The sequence below is a fragment of the Streptomyces sannanensis genome, assembly GCF_039536205.1.
Classification (GTDB): domain Bacteria; phylum Actinomycetota; class Actinomycetes; order Streptomycetales; family Streptomycetaceae; genus Streptomyces; species Streptomyces sannanensis.
Map to the genome: position 1 here is coordinate 6,826,870 of NZ_BAAAYL010000001.1, position 14,103 is coordinate 6,840,972.

The following is a 14,103-nucleotide window of genomic DNA, read 5'->3' on the forward strand; positions in this document are numbered from 1 at the left end:
CCATGACCACTCGTACGAGCCCACTGTGGCTGTCCCCGCCCGAACTGCTGCCCGCCGCCCTGGCCGCACTGAGCAGCGCGGCCGCACAGCGGGACCACGCTGACCACGGACCCGCCCAGCCCTTGCCCGATGCCCGCGAGGCCGACTACGACGCCTACTTCGGCATCGCCCGTACACCTCGCGCACCGGCATGCACGCTGGTCCGGGCGCTGTGCTCAGCCGTCGCCGAGGTGCGCGCCTGGGCACCACTGCCTGCCGAGCCGGCTCTTCGAACGGCACTGCTGGCATGCGGCGTCGCCGAACCCGCGCTGCCCGACGGAAGTTCACGCGAAGCACCGCTGGCCCGCTGGAAGGCAGGACACCGGCTGTTCCTCGCCCTCACCCAGGCCACCATCGTCGCCCTGCGCGACGCCACCACCCGGGGCACCCAGCACCACCCCACGCCGACCGGCACACGGGCCGCAGCAGCCCTGCTGCGCGCCTGCGCCGCCGCCATGCGCCTGACTGCCTCCTTCACCCCCCACGCCTACGACAGCGTTGTACGTCCCTCGATGGAGCCTCCCGAACACACGATGGAGGGCTTCTCCGGCTTGTGGTCCGCCGACCACCGCATCCTTGTGGAGCAACTGCGGATCTGGGGATCCGTACACGCGCGCGCATGTCCCACCGGCTGTGCACCCCACCAGGAACTGAGTGTTGCCCTGGACGAGGTCCACACCGCCCATCACGGCATCTGCGTCCGCTTCGTCGGCCACCGCCCCTCCCTGCTGGGCGGCCACGACAACGCAGCGGTCACCCTCACCCGCCTCGCCGGCGCGCGGCGCCGCCTGCTGAGTCCGCGTGCCACCGCACAGCCGGACACCCTGCCCGTACAGACCACTCCCCGGGCGAACGACGAACCCGGAGCACTCGCACTACGCGGGCGCCGCGACGCCAATCCGGGCAAGAGCTGACGGGCCATGCCCACAGCCACCCGACCGCCCCGGGCGTCAGGGCCCCATGCCCCCATGCCCCCACGCCCTCGCACACGAAAGCCGCTTCCCATGCACTCCGGCCAGCCTGCCACTGCTTCCGCGACCGCTCCGGAAGACACCGCCGCCGAGTCTCCGACCGCCCTGGAGGGCGTGGCAGCCGATCAGGGGCTGGCGCTCCTGGACGACCTGGTGGGCGAAGTCGCCTTCCTGGACCGATCCGCGTTCCTGCCCGCCTCCTTCCGGCCCGCCGTCAACTGGCTGCGCCACGTACCGGTCTCCCCGCTGCTCACGGCGCGCCCCACTGTGGCGCGGCAGTCGCCCGGGGCCGGTACGCGGCCACGCATGGCCGTGGCGTTCGCGCCCGAACACGGTGATCACGCCAGGGTGTGGGCTCGGCAACACCGCCACCAGCTCCTGGCCGCACCAGCCGGGATCACCGAACGCGCCGCGGACAAGATCGACTCGCTGGCGCTGCTGGCCGAGGCGGGCGTGGCGGTGCCCGACCACGTCCTCATCCCGGCCACGGGCCGCCGGCCGGCCGCCGCCTACTGGCCGACCGGATGGGAGCAGGCGGTGCTCCAGCGGCGGGAGAACAACCTCATCGGCCGTGGCACCGTACTCGTCCCCGTCCCCGGCCTGCTGGCAGAGGCCCTCGACCGCTGGGAGGGCCACGAGCTCAAGCTCAGCCGTCTGGTCCCCGGCCCGTCGCTCACGGTCAGCGCATGCGTTGGCGCAGACCGCACGGTGGTCTCCGCCGTCTCCCATCAACTGGTCGGACTGCCCGACCTCACCCCGGGATGGGGCACCCACTGCGGCAACCAGCTCCTCAGCCCGTCCGATCTGCCCGCACCGCTGTATACGAGAGCCCGGGAAGCCACCCGACAGGTCGGCGAGGTGCTGCGCCGCCACGGCTTCAGAGGAGTATTCGGCCTGGACCTGCTCATCAACGGCGAACAGCCGCTGGTGGTGGAGATCAACCCCCGCTTCCAGACCGTGCTCTCCCTGGTCCAGGCTGCCGAGGCCGCCGTAGGACTGCTGCCCTCCCTGGGGCTGCACATTCTTGCCTGCCTGCTGCCCGCCCTGCCGCCCGTCCACCGCTCCGCGCATCCGGTCCCGCCCCTCAGCCAGATCATCGTGCACGCACCCCGATACGGACACGTCGGTACCCTTCCTCACCCAGGCCGTTACCGCCTGTTCGAGGACGGCACCCTCGACGGGCCGTCCCCGGACACCACTTTGTCCGGTCTCGCCGCCGACACAGTCCTGCTCTGGCCGCACGCCGACCCGGGCCCGGTGCACGCCGGTGACGAACTGGTGCTGGTACAGGCCCGTGAGCGGCTGTGCCCGCTCACGGCGCGCCCCGCCCTGGGCCCCCGGGCCCACGCCTGGACCAAGCACATCCGCACACTCCTAGGTGATCCCGCATGACCCCGCACATGTCCGGCAAGCCCGACGACGACGCCCCCTACCGCTCCGGTGAACTGGCCCTGCCAGTGGCCCGGATGCGGCAGGCCGGCCACCATGCCGTCGACCTGGTCGTCGAACGGCTGCAAAACGTCGCCGACGAGCCGCCGCACGCCGCCGCCGGCCCGGCCGAACTCGAAACGCTGCTGCACGAACCCCTGCCCGAGCAGGGCAGCGACCTCATCTCTCTGCTGGAGCGGCTCGCCCAGGACGTGCTCCCGCTCGGCATCCGCTTCGACCATCCTCGATGCTTCGCGTTCGTGCCCACGACCGGCAACTACCCGGCCGCCCTGGCCGATCTGCTGTCCGCCGCCTTCCTGAGCGTGCCCGGGGCCTGGTTGGTGGGTTCCGGCCCCACGCGCATCGAATTGACCACCATCGCCTGGCTGCGTGAACTCCTCGGCCTGCCCGACGGCTGGGGCGGGCTGTTCGTCAGCGGCGGCTCCCTCGCCAACCTCACAGCCCTGGCGGCCGCCCGGGACCACCACCTTGCCGGTGACCTCGCCGGGGCCCGCCTGTACTGCTCGACCCAAGCCCATCCCTCGATCGCCCGTGCTGCCCACCTGCTGGGCCTCGACCGTGCTCAGCTCACCGCCCTGGAGCCGGACCGCGCCCAACGGCTCGACCCGCGCGCCCTGACCGCACGCATCGAAGCGGATCGCGTGGCCGGGCTGCGGCCCTTCGCCGTCGTCGCCACCCTCGGCACCACCAGCACCGGCGCCATCGACCCCCTGGCTGAACTCACCGCCATCTGTCGCCGCCACCGAATGTGGCTGCACATCGACGGCGCCCATGGCGCCGCCCTCGCCCTCACCTCCCGAGGCAGCCACCTGCGCGAGGCCCTGGGCCGGGCCGATTCCCTCACCATCGACCCTCACAAATGGCTCTTCCAGCCCTATGAAGCCGGTTGCGTTCTGGTCCGTGCCCCCGAACTGCTCAAGAACACCTTCGGCATGGCACGCCATCACCTCGACGCCGGCTACCTGCACCCGGCCCAGGCACAAGGCGACGAGATCAACCTCGACGACTACGGGCCGCAGCAGTCCCGCGGCCTGCGCGCCCTGAAACTGTGGCTGTCGCTGAAGACCTTCGGTGCCGCCGCGTTCCGCCGCGCCGTCGACCACGGGCTCCGGCTGGCCGACCACGCCGCCGCCCGGATCAACGACCATCCCGAACTCGTCCTGGTGACCGGGCCCGGTGTCGGCATCCTCACCTTCCGCTACCGGCCCCCCGGCACCGCCACCACCGACCCCCAGGCACTGGACCGTCTGCAGCACACCATCAGTCGTACCGTCTGTGCCACCGGCCAGGCCATGATCCTCACCACTCGGGTCCAAGGACGCATCGTCCTGCGCATGTGCACCATCAACCCCGCCACCACGCCCACCGACATCGACACCGCCCTCGACCTGGTCCTCCAAGCCGGACGCACCCAACTCCCGATGTGAGCCCCCAAACCCACTCAGCGCAGCAGCGTCAGGCGCCGGCCGCGCAGCGCCTCCTCCTCAACGCGGCGGTCAACGTCGCCAAGGCGGCCGGACTGGCCGTGACAGCCCGTGGAGCGCAGGTAAGACCGGGACTCGTCCCGGCACCGCGCAGCGAAGCGGGAACCCACCCGACACCGCAGTCCTCAACGGCCCGGTAGGCGGGAATCGCCCTCGTTCACGCGGGCGAGGATGTCAACGACGACATGCTGCACACCGTGCTACGCCGCCGGGAGGACGGCGAATCCGGCGAGCGGAGCCGCCCGACCTGATCATCCCTACCGGTAAAAGAGGGCCAGAACCGGAGCCTCGCCAGCATCTACCGGGCGCTCGCCGAGCACGAGAAGCGGCAGGCCCCCCGAAGCCGTCGCCCGTGCCCACGCCGGCTTCGCCGCTCTCCAGGCAGGCCTCTTCCCTCGTCCCGCCGCGTGGAGGGAGAAGCTCCCGGACCTTGACGAGCTGCGGTCTGCGGCTCGGGGCTGTCATCGATGAGACCTCAGCCCAGGTCGGCGGGCCAGCTACGGATCCGGGGCCAGAGCCGGTTAGCCCGGCTACTTGAGGCCATCGACCAGGGCCTGGACGTCGAGCATGCTCAGGCCGCGGTGAAAGCCCTGACGACGCGGCGTCGCCGTTTTCGATGAGGTCGCCGAGGGCGATGTCGTCCTCCCCGCCCACGGGGGCGTGCAGCGACACCGGCTCCTGGGCGAGCCGCAGCACCTCAGTGATTGCTCCGTAATCTCGCTCAGTCCCGCCCTGCTCGCGATCGGACCAAGTGCACGGTGCCGCCGGCGACAGCCGCCGCCGGGGCAGTGATGGGATTATCTCAAGCATGGCTGCCGATCCGTATCCGAACGCCGATGGCGTCTTTCTGGACGACCTTCTGCGCGATGCCGCTGAGGAAACAACCCAGGGGGCCCTGTGGCGGCTGACCGGCACCGGCCGCCAACTCGACGCAAACCTCGTGCGCCTGCCGCCAGCGGGATCCGTTGCAGACCACGTCGAGTCTGATCTGGACGTACTGATCACTGGCATGGCAGGACACGGCACACTGCGCCGCGACGACACCGACCATGTCCTCTTTCCCGGCACGGTGCACTTCCTTCCCCGTGGTACCGCGCGCGGTGTTCAGGCGGGCCCGCAGGGCGTTGTCTATCTGACCGTGCACCGTAGACGTCCGGGCCTGACCATCGCCAGCGCCTCCTTGTCGGCCGAGGCGGAGGGCGGGGAGCCGCCCTGTCTCCTCAGCCGGGTCTGTCCTGCCTGTGGAGCATTGGTGGAAGTCCGCGCGGCCGCCCACTGTGCCCGGTGCGGGGAGCAACTGCCCCGTGCCTGAAGGCCTCTTGCATAAAATGCAGCCAATGCTGCGTTCAGAAGTCTTCCGCTTTCCGAACGTGATCGTTTGGTTCGGTCTGAGTGGGCAGCGTGAACTCCGGTGAGCATCGGGACGGATGGGGCGGTTCGTCCGATCGTGTCGTCGTGGAGGTGGCCGGTGACGTCGGTTCTCGGTCTGCTGGAGACCCGGGAGAAGAGGGTCGCGAAGAGTTGATGCGATTGCGGGAGGAGGCCGAGCGGGTGCAGGCCGCGCTGGACGCGGCGAATGACGTGTCCCTTGCCCCGTAGAGTGTGGCGGCACACTGAAGATCAATAGATCAATAGTGTGGAGGGCATGGTGGACAGTCTGCTGGCGATGGTGTTCATGGTGGCCCTTGCCGTGGTTTACCTGCTGCCGTCGTACATGGCGTTCGCGCGCGGGGCGAAGGACCGATGGCTGATCCTCACCATCAACGTGTTCCTCGGTGCATCGATCATTGGGTGGGGTGTGGCCTTCTACATGGCAACCCGTACACCAAAGAAGGCCAGGACATCGGCGTAGACGCTCGAGTGGGCGCGCCCCGACGCCCTCATTGCGTCGGGGTGTCGGCAGGATCCAGCTTGCAGGGGCGGGGTGTCCGGATGGCTGACACCCCGCCCCTTCTTCTCGTGCAGGCCTCGGACTGTCGGCGTACACAACGCGTCGCGCTCCAGCACACCGGCGATCGATTCGGGTTGTCTGCGTACACTGACGGGCATGGCATGCCGCATCAGTGAGTTGGTCATCGACGCCGCCGACCCCGACCGGCTCGCCGCATTCTGGAGCAAGGTCCTCGGCTACGCCGAACTCGGTCGGGAGGACGACGGAAGCATCGAGATCAGGCCGCCCGACGCCCGCTTCGGCTTGCCCACCCTCGTCCTCAGCCCCAGCAGCGAGCCGCGGACCGGGAAGCTCCGACTGCACATCGATGTCAACGCCACCGACCGCGACCAGGGCGCCGAGCTGAAGCGGCTGCTCGCTCTCGGCGCCAGGCCCGTCGACGTCGGCCAGACCGGCACCGAGAGCTGGCACGTACTGGCCGACCCGGAAGGCAACGAATTCTGCCTCCTGCACGCCCGGCTTCAGCCCCTCTGACCACGTGCGTCCTGGCGCCAAGCCGCTCGGCCGTTCGAGTGTTCGTGGCTTTTAAGGCGGTTCTGGTGTCGCCTGTTGGGGTGGGTGATGCCGGCCGGATCACCCTGCACCTGGGCCCGGGGGGGTGATGCCCCGGTGAGCGGCGGTGGCCGAGTCGGGCGACCGGGCTCACGCCGGCGCCCCCGCCGTCTCGTCCGCAGTCGTGCCGTCCTCGTCCTCCGCCTCGAACGCCGTGGGCAGTTGCGGCGCGGGCGGAGTCCGGACCAGCAGTGCGACCAGCACGGTCAGTGCGCCCAGCACCGCTCCGACGCCGAACCCCCACCGGATGCCTACGGCCAGCGCGCCGGTGGCGCTTGTGCCACTGGCCGCTGCTGCGGCGGTGGCCCGTCCCGACATGACGCTGACGACCAGGGCGGTGCCGGCCGCGGCCGCGACCTGCTGCAGCGAGCCGAGGATGGCCGAGCCGTGCGGGTAGAGGTGCGGCGGCAGTACGGACAGGCCGGAGGTGAAGATCGGGGTGAAGACGAACGCCATGCCGGCGCTCAGGGTCACGTGCAGGGGGAGCACCAGCCACGGCGAGGTCTGTTCGCCCACGAGGGGGAACAGCGCGAGGCACAACGCGGTCACCACGGCGCCGGGCACGACCAGGCGTGGTGCGCCGAGCCGGTCGTAGAGCTTGCCGACCTGCGGCCCGAGCAGGCCCATCGTCAGGCCACCGGGGACGAGCAGCAGCCCGGTCTGCAGCGAGGTCAGGCCACACACGTCCTGCAGGTACATCGGCAGCAGGATGAACGCGCCCATCAGCGCCATGAACGACAGGCACATCAGGCCGAGCGCCACCGAGAAATGAGGGAACGTCAGGGTGCGTAGGTCCAGCAGCGGCGCGGACGAACGCTGCAGCGAGAGCTGCCGCCACACGAATAGCGCCACCAGCACGGCACCTGCCAGGGTCGTGGCCGGCGGCGGCACCGGGGCCTGGGCGGCGTCCCCGGCGCCGAGCCCGCTCAGGCCGTAGACCAGGGCGCCGAAGCCCAGTGCTGCCAGGAGGACGGACAGCCAGTCGATCGGGCTGATCCGCGGCTCACCGATGTTGACCAGCTTGCGCAATCCGAAGACGGCCATGGCCCCGGCGATCGGCAGCACCGCCAGGAACAGCAGCCGCCACGTCCCGAGCTGCAGCAGTACACCCGAGACCGCCGGGCCCAGGGCGGGTGCGACGGAGATGGCGAGGGTGACGTTACCCATGACCCGGCCGCGGTCGTGCGGAGGCACGAGGGTCATCAGCGTCGTCATGAGCAGCGGCATCATGATGGCGGTGCCGCTGGCCTGGATCACGCGGGCGGCCAGCAGCACGGGGAAGGCGGGCGCGGCCGCAGCGAGGGCCGTGCCGGTAAGGAACAGCGCCATGGCCAGGCCGAAGGCGGTCCGGGTCGAGACTCGCTGGAGGAACCACCCCGTCACCGGGATCACGACGGCCATGGTGAGCATGAAGGCCGTGGACAGCCACCCTGCACCCGTCGCGGTGACCTCGAACTCGCGCATGAGCCGCGGGATCGCGTTGACCATGATCGTCTCGTTGAGGAGGACGACGAAGGTGGACAGCACGAGAATCCGCAGCACGGCGGTGACATGGGCGGGTGAGAGCGTGGGCGCTGCATGTGGTTGGTGCATGGTGCCTTCCGTCATGGGGGTGTCCTCCACAGGTGGTGGGTCACGCTGATAGACCACGGCGGTGTGGAGAACTCATCGGGGTGCCCCGATCCTTTCGGGGACCACCGGCAACGCTCAAACGACAGCACACATCGAATCGGGGTTGCAGCAGTCAGGCGGGCTGAGGGACCCCGTGGCCGGCGACGGTGGAGAATCGCTCCATGCGAATTCTGATCATCACCGCCGGTTCACGGGGAGACGTCGCGCCCTTCACGGGACTGGGGCGGCGTCTGCTGGACGCGGGACATCAGGTCGCCGTGGCTGCTCACCCGCCCTTCGCCGCACTCGTCGGCGGATGCGGTCTCGACTACCGGCCTGTGCCGGGAGACCCGCAAGGGCTGATCCGGGACTGGGCCCGGGCGGCGTCGCGGGATGAGGCCCAGGCGCTGACGAGGGCGTACGCGGACGGGCTCGCCGATGGGGTGGCGGAGGCCGTGGCGGGCGGAGTCGACCTGCTGCTCACGGCCTTCGGCCCGGCACCGCTCAGCCGGACGGCCGGCGAAGCGCTCGGCGTCCCCGTCATCGGCACCTACCTCGTACCGGCGTTCGCCACCGGACAGTTCCCGTTGCCCAACGCACGGAGCACCGACGGCCTGGGGCCGGAGGGCAACCTCGCCGCGGGCCGGGATGTGTTGAGGCGCGCAGAAGGGGTCTTCGCGGGCGCCGTGACCGGGCTGCGTGCCCGCCTCGGGCTGCCCGCCGGCGCGCCCTCGGCACCGGTGGACGTCCGGCCGGTCTTCCACGGCTTCAGCCCGCTGGTGGTGCCGCGCCCCGAGGACTGGCCGTCCTGGGTCGAAGTGGCGGGCTATTGGTGGCCCGCGCGGCCGGACGGCTGGCAACCCCCGGCCGAACTGGTCGACTTCCTCCAGGCCGGTCCGCCCCCGGTGTTCATCGGGTTCGGCAGTATGGCGGCGGGGCAAGGAGGACGGCTCAGTGAGCTGGTGGCTGCGGCGGTGAAGCGGGCAGGTGTGCGTGCGGTGGTGCAGGCGGGGTGGGCCGATTTGAGCGGCTGCGGCGCCGACGTCCTGGCCATCGGCGACGTCCCGCACGACTGGCTGTTCCCTCGCACGGCCGCCGTCGTCCATCACGCCGGGGCGGGTACCACCGCAGCCGGACTGCGGGCCGGAGTGCCCGCCGTGCCCGTTCCCGTCATGGCCGACCAGCCGTTCTGGGCGTCTCGGCTGTACGGGCTGGGAGTTGCCCCGCGGCCTGTGCCGTTCCAGGACCTCACCGCCGAAGCCCTCGGCGACGCGATCACGGCCTGCCTGTCCGAGCCTTCCCACCGTCGCCGCGCGGCCGAACTCGCCCGCGGGATCGCCGCAGAGGACGGTACCGCTTCGCTGCTCGTCCACATCGGCTCACAGAGCGCCGGGTGAAGCCGCATCGCCGTGCTGCTGCGCCAGGCTGTCCGAGGCACCGCCAAGCTCGACTACCACTGGCACCTGCGCAAAGTCATGGCCGACCGCGGGATGTTCGCCACCACCGACCTTCTCCCTCTGCTGTCCGAACGCGGTATCACCCTGTCCTCCAGCCAGGTTTACCGGCTCGTCGTCGAGCGACCGGAGCGACTGAGCCTGAAGATCCTCATGGCCCTGCTCGACATCCTCGATTGCACCATGGACGACCTCATCGAGCCCATCGCGGCGGCCGGGACCGTGAAGAAGCCGAAGAAGGCAGCCGTCGGCGGCTCGGCGCCCGATGCGGAGGGACTCGGCGGACTGCGGCCAAAGCGAGCACGGATCAGGGGTGTTGACCAGTCATGACCATGGTCGACCAGCTCGACCGCGCTGTCTCGGACCCGGTCGGCTTGATCACGGACCTCGTCGCCGACGTCGAGAAGGAACTCGACGTCAAGACGATCCGGGCCGTGGCCACCGCGGTCGCGGGCGGCCGCGCGAAGTCACGACAGCTGGCCAAGGCCCTGGCGATACGGCCAGCGGTCCTGACCGACGGCCGGTCCCCGGCGCCCCGGGCCATCGGCGATCTGCTCATCGAGCTCCGCAATGTCGGCGCCTGGGCGATCGCGCCGCCGGTCTGCGCCGAGTGCGGCAAGAAGCTGCGAACTCTCCAACGCAAGGGCCAGGCCTGGTACTGCGGCGTCTGCGGGCAGGAGACCGCCGAGTGCACCGCCTGCGGAAACGTCCGACGCGCCGGATTCCGCGACCGCAAGGGCCTGCCGCGCTGTTCGATGTGTCCCGACATCGACGACCGTGATCCCGTCACGGGCGTCAACGAGCTGAGCTCTGCTCGATCTGCGGCCACACCGCACCCTGCACACTCTCGAAGCTCACCGGCCTGCCCCGCTGCGGCGGCTGCCGACAGCGTCAGGCCCACTGCACCATCTGCGGACGACTCCGCGACATCCACTCCGGCACCGCCGACGCCCCCGTATGCGGCCCCTGCACCACACCGGACGCCGTGCTCTGGCGTCCTTGTCCTGTTTGCGGACAAGCCGAACGGCTGCACGCGCCAGGTCCGTGTCCTCGCTGCACCCTCAAGCAGCGGCTCCACCAGCTCCTCGCCGGAGAGACCGGCTCCATACCCTCGAAGCTGCAGCTCCTCCATGACGCCCTGGCCAGCGCCGAACGCCCGGCCACCGCGATGAGCTGGCTCTCCAAGGGCATCGTCGCCACCGTCCTGTCCGATCTCGGCTCCGGCTGCCGCCCCCTCACCCACGATGCCCTGGACGAACTCCCTGAAGGCAAGGTCATCGGGCACATCCGCAGTGTTCTCGTGGCCGCCGGAGCCCTGCCCAAGCGGGATGAGCAGATGGTCCGACTCGAACGGCACGTGAAAGACCTCGTCACCTCCCACACGACGGCCGAGGGACGGAGAATCCTGCACCGGTACGCGACCTGGCACCTCCTACGACGGCTCCGCCGCCGCAGTCGAGGAAGAGAGACCACGCACACCCAACTCCAGGTCGCACGGCAACACCTGCGGGCGGCCGTCTATCTCCTGGACTGGCTCGAGGAAAAGAACCTGACCCTTGCCACCTGCCGGCAGGCCGACCTCGAACGCTGGGTGATCAGCGATGACGTCCGCCTCCGCCGGGAGGCAGGCCACTTCGTGCGCTGGGCCCTCGCCCAGAAGGTCGCCCGCGATCTCAGCTTCCCGGCCGAGCGATGGAACGGCCCCTCCCAGCCGATGGACGACGAGGGCCGCTGGGCTACTGCCCGCCGCCTGCTGCACGACGCCACCTCAAGCCCGAAGACCGCCTCGCCGGCCTGCTGTTGCTCCTCTATGCCCAGTGGCCTGCGGCGATCTCCCGGCTCACCGTCGACCACATCGAGGAGACGGGCGGAGCCGTCCGTATCCACCTCGGCGCCTTCCCGGTCGAGCTTCCCGCCCTCGTTGCTGAACTGGCCCTCGAACAAGCCGCGGTTCGCCGCAGTCATGCCGTCCTCGGCCGGACAGACTCACCCTGGCTCTTCCCCGGCGGCCAGCCCGGCCCCCCGATCAGTGCCTGGGCCATGGGCGAACGCCTCCGCAAACTCGGCATCCGGCTCGCGCAGGCCCGCTCGACCGCGCTGTTCCAGCTTGCCACCGAGTTGCCCGCCGCGGTCCTCGCCCGCACCCTCGGCATCGACATCACCGTCGCCGTCAAGTGGCAGCGAGCCGCCGCCGGAGACTGGGCCGCCTACGCAGCCGAAGTCATTCGCCGCACTTCACCACAACCTCCGATCCAGGAACCAGGAGTACCGACATGAGATTCGACGATCACCGCGTGGTCATCACCGCCGCCGGCCGCGATTTCGGACGCACTTTGGCCATCCGCCTCGCGGACCTCGGCGCCGAGGTCTTCCTCTCCGCGCGTACTCTCGCCGCCGCTGAGCGTGTCCGCGACGAGATTCGCAGCCGAGGGCACCAGCAGGTCCACGCCTTCACCTGCGACCTGACGGACCCGGTCTCGATCCGCGACTTCACTGCCGACGTCGGCCAGCACACCGACCGCATCGACATGCTGATCAACAACGGCTCCCGCTACCTCCAAGGACCAGACCTCCAATCCGCCTCCGACGCCGACGTTGTCGACACCATCGCCTCCGGTGCCACCGGCACGGTCCTGACCGTGAAGAACTTCCTCCCTCTTCTCCTCAATTCGGACAAGCCGGATGTGGTGAACATGGTCTCCGCCTGCGGAACGGCCGGTCATCACCGCTCGGAAGCGCACGATGCCTTCTACGCGGCCAAGAGCGCCCAAACAGGGTTCGCCGAGATCCTCTCCAAGCGCCTTCGGCCCCAGGGCGTCCGGGTGATCTCCCTATACCCCAAGGCCGGGTAGTTAGCGTTTTCGAACGTCACGCAAGGGGTGTTGAGGGGTTCTTGACGTGGAGCAACGGAGCTCGTTGGTACAGGCAGTCGTCCAAGACAGCTTGTCCCGCAAGGAGCTCCGTTGCCTGTTCATTGTGTCTCGCCGTCGGCGCTGGCGGCCATCACCCGTACAGTGACTGTGGCCGCGGGCCGGTTCGCTCCCGGACATCTGGGAGAACTGACGCCGATCATGCCGTTCGAGCTGGTCGACGCGGTCTTGTCCGAGACCAGGACCGTGCAGCGGCGGTTGCGTGATCTGCCCTCGCGGGTCGGCGTCTACTTCCTCCTGGCGATGTGCCTGTTTCCCGAGATCGGCTATCGGCTGGTCTGGGGCAAGCTGACCGCCGGACTGGCGGGGATGCCGATCGTCTGCCCGAGCACGAAAGCGCTACGTGATCTGCGCCGCAGACTCGGCAGCGCGCCGGTGCGGGCGTTATTCGAGGTGCTGGCCGGCCGTTGGCCCAGCCGACCACGCCGGGGGTACGGTTCGGCCCGTATCGGACGGTGTCGTTCGACGGCTGCAGCTCGATCAAGGTGCCTGACAGCGAGCGCAACCGGGGCTGGCTGGGGCGGTGCCCGCACGGCGGCTACCCCCAGGTCGAGCTGATGACACTGGTCGAGACCGGCACCCGGGCCGTGATCGGAGCGGTCTTCGGCCCCACCCGGGAGGGCGAGACCTCGTACGCCACCAGATTGTCGCACCATCTGGGTCCCGAGATGTTAGTGCTGTGGGACCGCGGCTTCGACGGCAACGACTTCCTCGCCACCGTGCACGCCACCGGCGCACGGGTCCTGGGCCGCATTCGCCAGCGCCGCCGCCCACCGGTCCTGAAGCCGCTCGCTGACTCCTCCTACCTCTCGGTCATCGGCGGCGTCCCGGTGCGCATCATCGAAGCCCGGGTGAGCGTCACCTGCACCGATGGCAGCAACTTCGACGGCTCCTACCGTCTGGCGACCACCCTCCTGGACGCCCGCCGTCACCCCGCCGACCGCCTCGTGCACCTCTATCACGAGCGCTGGGAGCACGAGAGCGCCTACTACGCCTTGCGCCACACCATCCTGCACGGACGTGTCCTGCGCTCGCACGACCCGGCCGGCGTCGAGCAGGAGATGTGGGCCCTGCTCACCCTCTACCAGCTCCTGCGCCGCGCCATGGTCGAGGCTGCGGAGTCCAGGCCGGGCACCGATCCCGACCGCTGCGGCTTCACCATCGCCCTCCAAACCGCCCGCGACCTGCTGGTATGTGCGGAAGGAATCTTCGAGCAGGGTATCGGAGAGATCGGCCGCCGAGTCCTGTCAGGTCTGTCGCCCGCACGGCGAACCCGCGTCAGCACCCGCAAGGTGAAGTCGCCCATCTCCCGTTACGCGGAAAGGAAACTGGACGGCCGCCCCGACGTCAGCAAGGTGGTGACCTCGATAGCGATCACTCTCCTGCCGCCTCCGTCGCCGGAGCCCGCACTGCCTGCGACGACCGCCCGGGAGAACACCGGAAGCCGCTTGGCCCGTGTCCTGGCCATCCTGCAGTCCGAGCCCGAACGGCTATGGCGCTCAAGGGAGATCGCCGAGCTCCTCGGCGACGTCACCCTCGTCGCCACCTATCGGCAACTCGCCCGCTGGACCGAGAGAGGAATGATCAAGAGAGTCCGCACCGGCCGCTACACGGCAATCACGCAGGTCTCAACACCCCTTGCGTGACCTGCGAAAACGCTAA

General features: G+C 69.8%; 11 protein-coding genes and 3 pseudogenes. 12 read left to right on the forward strand and 2 right to left on the reverse strand.

What is annotated here, in order from left to right; all coding sequences use genetic code 11:
• Nucleotides 1-2 precede the first annotated feature (2 nt).
• The 3 genes from ABD858_RS31880 to ABD858_RS31890 all read left to right on the forward strand — a co-directional run bounded on the left by ABD858_RS31880 (nucleotide 3) and on the right by ABD858_RS31890 (nucleotide 3,886).
• Nucleotides 3-953 carry a hypothetical protein gene (locus ABD858_RS31880; protein WP_345044095.1) on the forward strand — a complete coding sequence of 317 codons (951 nt, stop codon included), beginning with the start codon at nucleotides 3-5 and terminating at the stop codon, nucleotides 951-953.
• A gap of 171 nt (nucleotides 954-1,124) precedes the next feature.
• Entirely contained in the window at nucleotides 1,125-2,402 is a 1,278-nt protein-coding gene (locus ABD858_RS31885) for an ATP-grasp domain-containing protein (RefSeq protein ID WP_345044098.1), read from the forward strand.
• Entirely contained in the window at nucleotides 2,399-3,886 is a 1,488-nt protein-coding gene (locus tag ABD858_RS31890) for a pyridoxal phosphate-dependent decarboxylase family protein (protein ID WP_345044100.1), read from the forward strand. Before ABD858_RS31885 ends, ABD858_RS31890 begins: the two co-directional genes overlap by 4 nt.
• Nucleotides 3,887-4,537: 651 nt before the next feature.
• On the opposite strand, the pseudogene ABD858_RS31895 reads toward ABD858_RS31890, so the two are convergent.
• Nucleotides 4,538-4,648 (reverse strand): annotated as a pseudogene (locus tag ABD858_RS31895) (sigma-70 domain-containing protein); the annotation flags it as partial.
• A gap of 103 nt (nucleotides 4,649-4,751) precedes the next feature.
• Here ABD858_RS31895 and ABD858_RS31900 point away from each other — a divergent pair.
• The 3 genes from ABD858_RS31900 to ABD858_RS31910 all read left to right on the forward strand — a co-directional run bounded on the left by ABD858_RS31900 (nucleotide 4,752) and on the right by ABD858_RS31910 (nucleotide 6,368).
• Entirely contained in the window at nucleotides 4,752-5,255 is a 504-nt protein-coding gene (locus tag ABD858_RS31900; protein WP_345044103.1) for a hypothetical protein, read from the forward strand.
• 333 nt (nucleotides 5,256-5,588) lie between these two features.
• Nucleotides 5,589-5,795, forward strand: coding sequence for a superinfection immunity protein (locus ABD858_RS31905; RefSeq protein WP_345044105.1), 207 nt, complete (start codon nucleotides 5,589-5,591; stop codon nucleotides 5,793-5,795).
• A gap of 195 nt (nucleotides 5,796-5,990) precedes the next feature.
• Nucleotides 5,991-6,368 (forward strand): VOC family protein, encoded by a 378-nt coding sequence (locus tag ABD858_RS31910; protein ID WP_345044108.1) that lies wholly within the window; start codon nucleotides 5,991-5,993, stop codon nucleotides 6,366-6,368.
• 168 nt (nucleotides 6,369-6,536) lie between these two features.
• Here the strand turns inward: ABD858_RS31910 and ABD858_RS31915 are convergent, their stop codons facing one another.
• Complete coding sequence (locus tag ABD858_RS31915) at nucleotides 6,537-8,054, reverse strand: DHA2 family efflux MFS transporter permease subunit (RefSeq protein ID WP_345044110.1); 1,518 nt, start codon at nucleotides 8,052-8,054, stop codon at nucleotides 6,537-6,539.
• A 185-nt stretch (nucleotides 8,055-8,239) separates the two neighbouring features.
• Here ABD858_RS31915 and ABD858_RS31920 point away from each other — a divergent pair, with 185 nt between their 5' ends.
• From ABD858_RS31920 to ABD858_RS31950, 6 genes and pseudogenes are all read left to right on the forward strand, one after another.
• Complete coding sequence (locus tag ABD858_RS31920; RefSeq protein WP_345044112.1) at nucleotides 8,240-9,454, forward strand: glycosyltransferase; 1,215 nt, start codon at nucleotides 8,240-8,242, stop codon at nucleotides 9,452-9,454.
• 78 nt (nucleotides 9,455-9,532) lie between these two features.
• Nucleotides 9,533-9,841 carry a helix-turn-helix domain-containing protein gene (locus ABD858_RS31925; protein WP_425586360.1) on the forward strand — a complete coding sequence of 103 codons (309 nt, stop codon included), beginning with the start codon at nucleotides 9,533-9,535 and terminating at the stop codon, nucleotides 9,839-9,841.
• On the forward strand, nucleotides 9,838-10,683 hold the full coding sequence (locus ABD858_RS31930) for a hypothetical protein (protein WP_345044117.1): 846 nt from the start codon (nucleotides 9,838-9,840) through the stop codon (nucleotides 10,681-10,683). Before ABD858_RS31925 ends, ABD858_RS31930 begins: the two co-directional genes overlap by 4 nt.
• A 520-nt stretch (nucleotides 10,684-11,203) precedes the next feature.
• A complete protein-coding gene (locus tag ABD858_RS31935) occupies nucleotides 11,204-11,788 on the forward strand; it encodes a hypothetical protein (RefSeq protein WP_345044119.1) in 585 nt (194 codons plus the stop codon).
• Nucleotides 11,785-12,351 (forward strand): annotated as a pseudogene (locus tag ABD858_RS31940) (SDR family oxidoreductase); the annotation flags it as partial. The gene ABD858_RS31935 and the pseudogene ABD858_RS31940, both read left to right, overlap by 4 nt.
• A gap of 123 nt (nucleotides 12,352-12,474) precedes the next feature.
• A pseudogene (locus ABD858_RS31950) lies at nucleotides 12,475-14,087 on the forward strand (IS4 family transposase).
• Nucleotides 14,088-14,103: the final 16 nt, after the last annotated feature.